The sequence below is a fragment of the Microbulbifer maximicatervae (SeqCode) genome, from assembly GCF_052467385.1.
Map to the genome: position 1 here is coordinate 467,374 of NZ_CP174311.1, position 12,172 is coordinate 479,545.

General features: G+C 43.8%; 6 protein-coding genes. 4 read left to right on the forward strand and 2 right to left on the reverse strand.

What is annotated here, in order from left to right; translation table 11 throughout:
• Nucleotides 1-237: 237 nt before the first annotated feature.
• The 3 genes from ACJJIR_RS02130 to ACJJIR_RS02140 all read left to right on the forward strand — a co-directional run bounded on the left by ACJJIR_RS02130 (nucleotide 238) and on the right by ACJJIR_RS02140 (nucleotide 6,833).
• Nucleotides 238-5,436 (forward strand): DUF748 domain-containing protein, encoded by a 5,199-nt coding sequence (locus tag ACJJIR_RS02130; RefSeq protein ID WP_444907169.1) that lies wholly within the window; start codon nucleotides 238-240, stop codon nucleotides 5,434-5,436.
• Nucleotides 5,437-5,827: 391 nt separating this feature from the next.
• Nucleotides 5,828-6,235 (forward strand): GFA family protein, encoded by a 408-nt coding sequence (locus ACJJIR_RS02135; protein ID WP_413663447.1) that lies wholly within the window; start codon nucleotides 5,828-5,830, stop codon nucleotides 6,233-6,235.
• A gap of 292 nt (nucleotides 6,236-6,527) precedes the next feature.
• On the forward strand, nucleotides 6,528-6,833 hold the full coding sequence (locus ACJJIR_RS02140; protein ID WP_282931129.1) for a hypothetical protein: 306 nt from the start codon (nucleotides 6,528-6,530) through the stop codon (nucleotides 6,831-6,833).
• A 70-nt stretch (nucleotides 6,834-6,903) separates the two neighbouring features.
• Here ACJJIR_RS02140 and ACJJIR_RS02145 read toward each other — a convergent pair whose 3' ends face one another.
• Nucleotides 6,904-7,704 (reverse strand): ABC transporter permease, encoded by an 801-nt coding sequence (locus tag ACJJIR_RS02145; RefSeq protein WP_444907170.1) that lies wholly within the window; start codon nucleotides 7,702-7,704, stop codon nucleotides 6,904-6,906.
• 528 nt (nucleotides 7,705-8,232) lie between these two features.
• On the opposite strand from ACJJIR_RS02145, the gene ACJJIR_RS02150 reads away from it, so the two are divergent.
• Nucleotides 8,233-10,344, forward strand: a complete 2,112-nt coding sequence (locus tag ACJJIR_RS02150) for an RHS repeat domain-containing protein (RefSeq protein ID WP_444907171.1) — start codon at nucleotides 8,233-8,235, stop codon at nucleotides 10,342-10,344.
• Between the two features lie 726 nt (nucleotides 10,345-11,070).
• Here the strand turns inward: ACJJIR_RS02150 and ACJJIR_RS02155 are convergent.
• Nucleotides 11,071-11,673 carry an ABC transporter ATP-binding protein gene (locus tag ACJJIR_RS02155; protein WP_444907172.1) on the reverse strand — a complete coding sequence of 201 codons (603 nt, stop codon included), beginning with the start codon at nucleotides 11,671-11,673 and terminating at the stop codon, nucleotides 11,071-11,073.
• Nucleotides 11,674-12,172: the final 499 nt, after the last annotated feature.

The following is a 12,172-nucleotide window of genomic DNA, read 5'->3' on the forward strand; positions in this document are numbered from 1 at the left end:
CAGAAAAAATGAGAGGCGGTAAGGATACTGGCTTCCCAAACTTCCGCGCCGCGCAAATACACCCCTGGATAAATAGTAGACAGTTCGCATTTGACTGCGAGCGAATGGACGACGCAGCTGCTTATTATCGCGAATAGCAGCGCCAAGGCAAAAAAATCCCCAGGTGCTGGTCTTTACTGTATGGGCCTAATTGCAGTTGTAGTCTGCATAAAATTCATTTTCTGGCGCTTAATTCTAATGCCCCCAGAGCCCGCTTCTCAGAGTGCCTTTTTCCGTCGCTTAATCTGGTGGCTGCTAGCTGGGCTATTGCTGGTGGAAGTTTTTCACTGGTGGGCAGCAAACTGGGTGCGGGTAAAAACTGGCGACTGGATGGAGGAGCGAGGCCTTGAATTCCATGTGGATTACTTGCGCGTATCGCTGCTGGATCTAAGTGTTATAGCGATTGATGTAAAAGCTGAGAATCGCGAAGGGCGGGGGTTCTCTGCTAATGAGGTAATGCTCGATTACAGCTGGTGGCAATTGTTATGGGGGCGAGCTCATTTACCCAAGGCATCGGTGAGCGGTGCCTATATGGACCTGCAGTCTTACCCGGGTGAACTGTACCGGGAGTGGGAGGTGGGTGGCTGGAATCTTGGAGGCGGAGCGCGGCAGGATCGCGATTTCAGGCTGCTTATCGGTCGCGCCCAGATACGGGATAGTGAACTTTGCTACCTGCACAAGCCTATTTGGAAGCAAGCTACCTGTGCAGCCATCGGCAAGCTCCAAACCGATAAATTCACGCTGGCATTATGGCGCAAAGGTGATGTTCCCCTGAACGTAGATATTGCTATTGGGGATTTACAGGTCAGTGATTTATTGGCCTGGGAGGGAGGTGAATCACGATACAACACGGTGATAGGCAGTTTGGAAGGAACTCAGGTCAATTTTTCCTGGCCGAGCCTCAATACAGATCTTAACAAGTTTACTGCGGAATACTTTATAGGATGCCCGCCACAGCGTTGGGCCGATGCAATAGCAGGGCTGCAAAGCCTGATTGGACATTGCGCCTCCGCCCGCCGGCTTGCCGCAGCAGGTGATATGAAATTCGGGTTTGGCCGCAAAGCTCGTGCCCAGTGGCGGCAGCTCAATGGTGAGAGTGTTGTACTGAGGCACAGTGATCGCCTTTGGCAGGATTGGCGGGCCGGGGTTATTAGTATCAGTGAGTTTAATTTTGAGCGCCCGAAAAAGCGCTTGGGATGGAGGCGAGGCTTTGCCCAGGCATTTGATTGGTGTCCACGACATCTGCGTAACGCTAATTCCCACCTGTGTCTGCGAGCGGCTAATTTAGACCTGCCGGAAAAAACGGTTTTCGACTGGAACGATCGCTTAAAAATAAATACAGGGGCCAGTTCAATTAATCGGGGCTACCTCTTGGATATGGCTCGATCTACCAGCCATCCCATCAGGGCTAATAATGGCGTATTTGGTCCTCTTCAGTTTTATGCCAAAACGCGAATATTATCTTTTGCCCACCTCGCGATTGAAACAGCCAATGGGTGTGTACCGGGTGGTCTGTGGCAGAAACCCGATCACTGTGTCTCTATGGTTGGTCTCAAAAGTACAGAGGAGTTTGCCTTTCAGTTCGGTTCCGCTGAACACAATATTGATTGGGGGCTTTCCAGCGGTCCTCTGCAATTGGCTCAATTTTCAATAGGTGCCAGAGGTCGTCCCAGAGCTAAACTACAGGACCTACGCTGGCGGGCCATTGATACAATAGGTCGTAACGGCCCGCTATCTGCTCAGGACTTTTTTATCCAGTCACTATCCGGGTGTTTGCCGCAGGACTTTCTCCCCTCGGATTGGCAGCCTTTGTGCGCACGTTTAAACAGCTTTTCAGGGCAGGGACATTTTGCCTGGCAGGGAGGTGAAGATGGCTATGCCATTTTGGGAAAATTGCGCCTTCACCGATTACTTCTAAATGATTCCGCGGGTGCAGGAAATGGCTTACTGATACAGCAGTTTGAAAGTGGCGATAGCTTATTTAAAAGAAAGGTTACAAATAATCCTTGGATGGCGACCAGTCAGTTACCGGGTATTCCTCAAGGAGTTGGTGATGATAACTACGGCACCGAAAAAGGAAGACTGGATCAACAAAATATTGATACGGATAAAAATCCTGACGACTTAGAACTGGCCAGCATAGAAAACCCAAACCTAGAAATAAAAAACCTTGTTTTGAAGAAACTGGCTGGCTGTCTCACTGAAGGTTGGAAAAGGTTATTTTATCGCGCCAACAAAAGCCACGAAAATCTGCCAGTTTGCTTTGATATCCGCTCATTAGAGCAAGGGGAGCCGCTCTCTATATCTTGGCAGCAGGGGATAGATCTCTCTGTAAAAAAAATCTCCGTGGTTAGTGCTGAAGCGAAGACAAAGGGAGGCAGGAAATTATTTGACTTAAAAAAGATAGAGCTACCCCTTGTCAGGCTAAGGCATAGACGTACACCAGACTCTGAATCTTATATCGCTTTGCCCGGTGCAAATGCTGAGCAGTTGAGTGGCTGTTTTCCCGGCGGTAGGCAAGTGAGTTCACTAAATATTCACTGTGTAGATGTTGACCGCCTTTCACTGGGAGATTACTCCTACGTTTATTTCAGCCAACGCAATCTAATTGCCAATATGGATGATTCAGCAATTCAATCCGTGCAGCTGAAAAACCTGTCTGGCGCGAATGTTTTTGACCTTGGGGGTGTACTTATACCAAAGCTAGAGTTGCTATGGTCCCGGGAAAAACCTACCCAGTCAAAAATTGCATTGCAGGATGTTGCTGCTGACAGAGTAACCTTGTGTCTTCCCTGGCTAGCAAAGAAGTATAAATCGATACCGACCTGTGTATTTGGGCAAGACATCCATTCGGTAGGGCATAGCGGTTGGTCGATCGAGGAAGTGGAATTTAAGGAGGACTTTGAAACTGTACCCATGTTGCAACTGGGGCGAGTATTCACTAAGAGAACGTCTTTTTCCTCCAATACTCTCGATTTTTATGGGCTCAATATCGATGATGTTCTGCTTTGTGGATTGAGGTCTTATTCTTCTGAAAATAATGAAGATATGGGGCTTGCTGATTGCATTGAGACCCCGCAAATAAGCTTTGGTGATTCCTGGGTAAAATTGGGTATAGATTCCGGCGCCCCCCGCTTGGATTTAGGGCCGTTAAAGAGTAAGCCTATCGCTTTTTGGCAAAAGGGTAGCGACTATTTAGAAGCTGGCGTGCAGGGCTTGAGTTGGAGTCGATTTATCTGGGATAGAGGTGCAGAGTTCTCAGTGTCGAATCTAAGCTTGCAGAATATCCGGGTGTGTACGCGGGATACGGGGCTTGCAGTAACTGTGGATAAGCTGAGTCGGGCCAGGGCAGGTGACTCCCACCATTGTTTTGGGGTTGATAAATTATCCATGCCGGGATTACAGAAAATCAAATTGTCAGACCCCTGGTCAGTTCAAGGTTCTGTAGAAATGGTTGGGTTATCAATACCCAGGAAAAATTTGGGGCCACTGAAAATACCAAAATTTGAAATTGATAATATTTCCTTGCAAGGGGAATCTTTGGCGAAAGCCTCTGGTGCGAGGGGATGTATGCCAGGGGGACTATTAAAAGATGAAAAGATTGCGCCCTGTTATGAATTTGGGGCCTTTAGTATTGGCAAGGCAGAAGGTATTAATGACTCTAGCGGTAGGCAGCTTATCCTTTCTGGGATAAAAATAAGTAATGTACAGTTGCATGAGCAAAATTTTCCACAGGAATTGCCACTTAAACTTTTATCTGTATCCGGTATGGGGGCCGGGCACTTAAATATCAGTCGGCAGGGAGTTGACTTCAAGGATTTACAGTTTAAGGAAATTGCAGGATGTTTTCCCAGTGGTTATCTGGATCAGGGAGATCATTGCTTCAGCTTCTCGAGTTTAATGCTGGAGGGAAACTACCGCCGTGGTCAGGGGGCAGAACTTGCTGTTGTGAGGGTCAATGGCATCACTTTGCTTTCACCTTCTGGGGAAGAGTTAGTGCACGGTGAAAGCATAACCTTGTCGCATTTGCTCTTTACCGATACCGAGTGGCGCTTTGCCAGTGGTGAGGCAATTCACTTTCATTTTTTTGAGAGAAACCCGGATAGTTTGGATTTTGATCGCCATAGATGGATGGCTGATTTTAAGTCCCTGTGGGTTGAAGGTTTGAGCTACTACCGCCCTAAGAAAACACTCACTGTTGGTTTTATCGACTTTTTGCGCCCTCGATTTATTCTCTTAAGGGATTTATCGGGGAAGTTTCCGGTGGCCCGAAAAATTAATGAGTTGCGAGGCTTTGGTGGCATTGACACGTTTGCTTTCAGGGAGGAGGGCAGCCCGCCGCTACTTTATCATCTCGGTGACCTCTACCTAAAACACGGCACTTTTAGTTGGGTAGACTATCAAGATGAATTCAGGGCCCGCTTACCGGTCCGGGATATCAACTTTAATCTCAGTGATTTAAGTAACTTGGCCGAACACCCCCCTGCGGTGATTGTTGTTAATGGAAGGCCTGGCGGATTTGGTGAAGTTCAGATAGGGGGAACTGTAGATTACTTGGGAGATAAAAAGTGGAATGCTGATCTTACCGGGTATCTCACCAGCGTAAATTTGATACCTGCTACGCCTTATATGGCCAAGTTGTTGGGTTACAAAATCCTTCAGGGGCAGGGAGATGCGGTAGTTAATATTCGGGTATTTGAAAATGAACTCGATGGCTTTGCCGATATACGACTGGAAAAACTAAAAGTTCGCCGGGTGCGGAAAGATGATCAGCTACCGGTGAAGTCCACGCTGATTCCCTTGAATATTGCTCTATGGTTACTGAAAGACGGGCGGGGGGATATCAAGTTTGGCATGCCTGTTAGCGGCAATATTCGCGACCCCAAGTTCTCCTTTAGTTTTGTATTTAGTGAGTTGCTACAAAAGGCAATTATAGATGCCTTGATAAGCTATTTAACTCCCTATGGCGTTTATTTGTTAGCACGTTATGCCTGGGGGCGTTTCAGGGCGAAATCATTTGCGTCTATTGACTTTGAGCCTGGAAGTGCAAAATTAACTAATTTAGCACTGACACAACTACAGCGTATGGTCATTGTTTTACATAAAAACCCTGACGCACGGCCAGGAGTATGCGGCATCTCTAATGCTCGGGACTGGCAAGCTCTGTACCCCTATTCTATGGCAGGTATGAGTAGAAGCGGAAGAGCCCAGGTTGCTTTTTACCGAAACCCGTCTCTGGAACTTCGTGAGGAGCTTGAAAATTTGGCAATGGAGCGCAGCCGAAATGTCGAAAAGTATTTGATTGATGCGGGAATAGAAGCTTCAGAATTAATCCCTTGCGCACCTGACTATATTGGTAAGGATTTTGGTGATCCAAGGGTGGAATTTTCGAATTAGAGTTTATTTAAAATAATTCAAGTATTGTCTGGTTACTGAGTGGGTTCTCTCGGCGAATATAGAAGTTGGCCTGAATCCCAGTAAATAAGCGCTAATGTTGCTTGATAAGGTGCACATATTTGGCTGGCTTGAAAAAATCTTAGGACTTTCATTAACTTTTTAAATGTTAGGATGAGTTTAGTGTGGTGAGCTGAATAAGCAGTGATTTATTGTTTATTGGCTGTTTATTGCGGAGTGATTATTTCTTGGGAGGTTTGTGCACTATTTCACATTGCGATATGAAGCTTACGATATTACTGATTTTGATCAATGGCTGATTAGTTTTCTATGGTAGATTCCACTCCCGATTTTGATATTGATTTTCTGAAGTAAGAAATACTTAGGTAAAAAAATGACTCAAGTACACGGAAGTTGCCTCTGTGGTTCAGTGACAATTAGCGCATCTTTACCCTCTTCAAATTTGGGGGTTTGTCACTGCGGTATGTGCAAAAAATGGGGCGGTGGTCCTCTGCTGGCGGTGGATTGTCAAACCAGTGTTGAGATTACCGGTGAGGAACATGTCAGTGTATTTGATTCATCAATTTGGGCTGAACGGGGTTTTTGTTCAAAGTGCGGTTCGCACCTCTTTTATCGCTTAAAGGAAACTTCCCAGTACTCAGTACCTGCGGGGATCTTTGATCTTCCGGCCGAGACAACAATGACCCATCAAATCTTTATCGATGAAAAGCCGGATTACTACGAATTTGCCAACGATACCCAGAAGATCACGGGGCTGGAGATAGTTACTGAGTACTCATGATAGTGAGTGCTTGCTATCTCTATGGGTATCTTTTAGTCAAGACGGAATATACGCCCGGGATTCACTTTAGGGTTACTATAGCGTCCTAGGGCTGTATCGCCGCTTCCCTCAATGGTGATTTCAGCTTAGATGGGTACCAAAAGGGTCATCAGTATGGGTTTCGCTCACTGCGGCGGCTCTTTTAGCATCTTTGCGTTGGTATCCGGATGTCTCGTTCTGGAAGCACCTAATCTTTTAAGGTGCCGAGAGCATTAAGATGTAATCGGAAGGTAATACGGACTGGCTAAATTCCATGACTGAAACCCAAATTGTAGAAATTTTCCTGGCCAACCAATGGTGGTCCATCCTGGCGTTGGTGGTAATTGTAATTGGCGTAACTTTATGCTGGTTTGGTGGCCTGATGGCTGCGTTGACGGCCTTGGGTAACAAGCGCTGGGTTTGGGGGATTGTAACGATCGTCCTCGGGCCGATTACCGGCATTCCCTATGCATTGCGTTACAAAGAGGCGGAATATGCCCGATCGCTGATGCTGCGGGGTGTATGGGCCTTGTTGGTAGGTCTGATTATCGCCGGGGCTATCTTATTCTTTGGCCGTTAAAGGTTAATAGAGCGCTGGTTTTCAGGTGTCCAGCGCTCCCTCCTTCGATCGAATCATCTCTCCACAGACTTTAGACATTTTTAATCAGGCGATCAGTGCGCAGGCGCTCCCGCTTATCAAAGAGCTGCCTTGAGGCCAGGGCAACGGCGAGAAAAGTGCCGAAACCGGTGCCTGATGCAATCGCAAAAAGAATCAGGATTTGATATTTGACGGCAATTGTAGGGGAGGTGCCTGAGAGAATCTGCCCTGTCATCATTCCCGGTAAAAATACTATCCCAGCGGCAGCCATGGAATTAATTGTCGGCATCAATCCTGCACGCATCGCATCCCGCCGAAACTCCAAGCTGGCTTGTTGCCAGGTATGCCCCAGCATCAAGCGATTCTCAATAATATCCCTGGAGCGGTGCATACTTTCTGTTAGACGGTCCAGGCTTAGGGCAACACCAGTCATTGTATTACCCAGCAACATACCTAAAAGTGGAATGGAATACTGTGGTTGGTACCAGGGAGTAGGGCCAATCAGTACGGCCAAACTCAATATGGTGATACTGAAAGCGGACACCAGCATTGATAAGGTGCCTACGGCAAAGCTCCAGCCACCGAGCAGGCGATACTTTTGTCGGGCTGCCACTTGCTGCCCGGCAAATAGCAGCATTGCCAAAGCCAGAAGTCCCACCCAAAGTAGGGTGCCAACTGCAAAAAGGGTTTCCAGTACCACTCCTACCAGGGTGAGCTGAATAGCCGTGCGTAGAGCGGCAACAATTAACGATCTACTTAGTTGTAGTCGCGCTACATGAGTGCATACGGCTAGAGCCAATACCAATCCTGCTGCCAAAGACAACTGCCACCAGGACAGGTCGATTACACTCATCGATGAATCTCCTGTTCTTTCAATTGATTATCAACAATGGCCAAGTGGCGATGAGCTACCCAAATCGTAGGCAGCTTGTGCTTTTCAATGAGCCCTGTCAGCCATTGCTCTACCTCCTGCGCAGATCTGGCGTCTAGGCTTGCCTAGAGGAAGCGCTTGGGATTTGTAGGATATGGCGCGAATATAGGCTTGTCGATGCTTCTTCAATGGTGAAAGTAGATTTTCCTGCCAGGCTGTCTCCCCATCACCTATGAAAAGATCCTTAATGTTGACATGGATCGTTTGATAATTTTGATACATTAAAAGCTTAGTTTGCTTTTAGGTATATATAATATTTCTTAGATAAAGCAAAGCTATTTAGCAAATAGAATACACATAATAACTTTTGTTTAAATTCATAATAAAATAGATAGTTATGTAATTAGATTTATCATTTTTATTTGCTGGTCTGATTGTGTGTAATTGTGTGTAATATGATATATTATATTTCTTCTCTAGAATATGCCCTCTTTTGATTTGTAATTCCATGTGGATAAATTTATGAAGGAAATTTCAGGTTTTCTAATGTCGGCTATGATAGGCCAAAGAATAAAGGATAAATTGAAGGGTTCGATTCGTAATTGTTGTTTGTTGGTTCTCTCTTTACTAATTTATGGATGTAGCGATGGAGGGGGTGGTAACTCTGATAATGAAGGAGGGGAGGAGTTATTAGTCGGTGTTCTTGTAGGTGTTGGAGAGGGCGTGTATTTCTCAACTGAGAGTTTATCTGGCTTTACGGATAGTGATGGTTCATTTAATTATAAGACAGGTGAGAATGTAGAGTTTTCTGTGGGCTCTGTTGAGCTTGGTTCATCTATAGCGAAATCACAGGTTACTTTGTTTGATTTGTTTTCGATGGAGCCGCCACTTACAGAGAAGAGTTTTCGATCGGAATTGCAAAATGAAGAAATTACTGATTTTGATAAAGTTGCGAATTTAGCTTACTTTCTGGTAGCCCTTGATGTCGATAGAAATCCGTACAACGGTGTTAGTTTGATAGGTCGCCACGAGATTTTATCAGATGTATCCATTGATTTTGATAAAGATCTATATGAATTTCCTGATTCCGGTTATCCAGGTAGTCTTTTTGAAGTTGGGTTTACTGCGGGCATTAATTTTCGCAGCGTGGATATTACAGAGCCTCTAACTTACTTTTATGATGCAATGGAAATTAAATTCCCTGTAAAAATGTTAACTGGGTATGAAGAGTATAACTCACTTGAGAGTAATACCCCACTTGTAAAATCTGAATTTGCTTATGATGACTATGGGCGATCTATCAAGTGGAAAGAGAGCGGTCCGGGACTTGGGAGAGCCGTAAATTATTATGAGTATACCTATAGTTACGATATAGCAGGGCGTCTTTCAAGTTATGAGAAAGAGCGGTCAGAAATACTTTCGGGCGTCACCACGATTATGCAGGATAAAGCATCAGTTAAATATGATGATAAGGCAAACATAATACAGTATTTGTATGAGCGCAATATTAATCGGGAATCAGGTCCTAGCTCTTCACACAAGGAGGACTATTCTTATGGTTCCTCCGGTGAAATATTGCAGATTTCCAAGCAGATAAAGGGTTTTCATGATCAGCAAACATATAGTGATTATGTACCAGAATTTGATATTAGATATAGTTATGATACGTATGGTGAACCAATATTTAAAGAGACAAGTAGTTTTGATGCATTAGCTGTGTGGTTAGATAGAAGATTGGTGTCTATTTCTCGAAAGAACTATACTTATTTTCCAGATAGGTCATTAAACTCTTTTAGTAATAAGCTTTTTTGGATTGAGGAGACTGGCACAGAACGCTTACGGGACGGTTACGACTATGTTTACGATGAGGTGGGCCGTGAGCTGAATTATGATGAGTTCGAGCTGTCATCTGATGGTGAAATTTCCAGATCATTAACTAGAGTTAGCCAGTATGATAGTGATGGAAATCGAGCCTATTCAGAGGATTTTTTTAGTAAATTTATTGATAAAAAGTATCAAATAAATGGAAACGAAGTATTGGATCACTTTGGGCGTGTAGTATCTGATACATATGAATACAAACAGGATAGTGATCTTGATGGTGTCTGGGACAATAGCTATGTTGGTTTGAAAGAGTTTGGTTATGATGATTATGGTTCACAGACTTATGATAGGCGGTCAATTGATGGTGTAGTAACTGAAGAAGTTACCTATAATTATACTTATGATTCTGATGGGCTATTATTAACTAAAACTGAAACAAATAGGGGCAGGTTAAATCAGGTTCAATTTACCTCAGTTTTCCGAGGAGATGGGACTATTATGTACTTGTACGATAATGATACCAATGCAGATGGTATAATAGATACTCATGGTAGCCTAACTTACACTTTTGACGAAGTTGGTAATTTGCTTAGCCGAGAATATGAGGGTAGAGAAAGTGATAGTCCTGATGATAAATGGGGAAGCAAGATAATACGTAGTTACACAACGTCTAACGATACGGCCGGTATATACTACTTGATTAATTTGTTTCGAGAGAGAGCTGCATATAACAGAAGTACACGTTGGTATTTTTCCGAATTATGCCCAGCGTGTAGTTATTATCAGGCTGTAGAATAACCTTTTACTTTCTTACTTTGGGTTTTAGGTTGCATTTTCTCGTGCTTGAGGGCTCTTAATGAGCCCTTTGGCTCAGGCAGTGAAAAATACTTTAACAATCCTGGTTGGGTGATTTTGTTGCCATTAGTTTTTAGTGGGTTTTTATTATGTATATTTTGAGGTTAAAGTTAATGGCTCAAAAATATAAAATTAGCTTTGTTTAGCACGTGGAGGTTTTATTTTTTTATAAGAATGCTATTTTTTATTGGAGTTTTTTTACTAATTAGTGAGGGGTCTCTTTGTAGTGCTTGGCCACTGTTGTGTCCTATAGTTTTTAAGTTTGCAGTGATTGCTTTTTGTGCTGCTTGTTAAAATGGTTGCGTCAAACCAACTGGAGCTGTTGTTACAGAGCTCCAAACACCCTTACTAGGGATATTTTTATAATAAATCTACGACAGAAGAAAATAATAATCGTTATTAACCCTACACCCTTCGTACTCCGCCGAGATTCCATCAAAGTATATCCTGGTATCAAACGGTTCTTGATGGCAGAACATATATTCTCAGTCAAACAGTACAAGGTCGGATGAAGTAAATAATATATTTCTAGCTGATTACCTAAAAGCACAAAGGCGTATTATGCTTGTGTAATCAGTATAGCTAAGCACAAATATTTGCACAGGTAGCAAGTGCTGAGACTTCCTCAGGCTAATAACAATTTCCACCAGGGTAAGTCAATCACATTCATCAGTAGACCTTCTCTTCTTTCAATTGGCAACCAACAATGGCCAAGTGGCGGTGAGCCACCCTTCGAATCTGCTCCTGGCTATGAGCTACCCAAATCGTAGGTAGCTTGTGCTCCTCAATGAGCCCTGTCAGCCATTGCTCTACCTCATGCGCAGATCTGGCGTCTAGGTTGGCCGTAGGCTCATCTAGAAGAAGTGCTTGAGGTTTGTAGGATATTGCGCGAATAAGAGCCAGGCGCTGCTTTTCTCCCGAAGAGAGTCGATTTACTTGCCACTTAACCGCTTCCTCAGGAAAGCCGAGAAGTTTAAGTGCATCATTCATAGGGGTTGCGAAGTGATCGCCGACAGTTTCTTCCCACCAGGCAGTCTGCGCGGGAACCAACATCACATGGCTTCTCCATTTGTGTGCTGGGTAAGCATTTTGAGATTTTCCACCCAGGAATATATCACCTGAGTGAGATTCCAGATCCGCTATGGCTCTAAGCAATCGGCTTTTACCTGCACCAGATGGTCCAGATATGCAGGTGATTAGGCCGGGTTCCAGGGTAAAACTTGCGCCCTGTAAGGTGCCGATAGAAATATCTTTGATTTTAAGGTCCGGCATGGATAGCCCTATAGATATTGGATACCAATAATTATCTCCGCATTGGTGCTCTGAGTGAAGTATTTATAGCTCTATTGAATGTTTATAATTTCTGCGTGGATAAGAAACCTTCATTTGGTTCTATCGTTTAAAAAATATCAATATAAGAAATTGTATTTCTTGCTTAATAAGGAACCATGTTGAGAAAATTAATTATTTTTCTGATGTTTTCCTCTGGAGTTGTGATCAAAATATGATTATTTCTTATAGGCACTACTTTGAGTTGTTCAACATAGCTGAATCGAAAATTTTATGTTCTAAGACTATCCATTATGGATTTTATGAAAATCATGTTTATAGTCAGGATAATATAGATTTTTATATGGTGAGTTGTTGAGCATTAAATTAAGTTTGTGGGTTGTGCGGTATAAGTTATAGATTTTGCATTTTTCTTAATGATGTTTCTCGGGCTATACGTGAGCCCTTCTGTAAATATATTTAACATGTATATCTGCCTCTA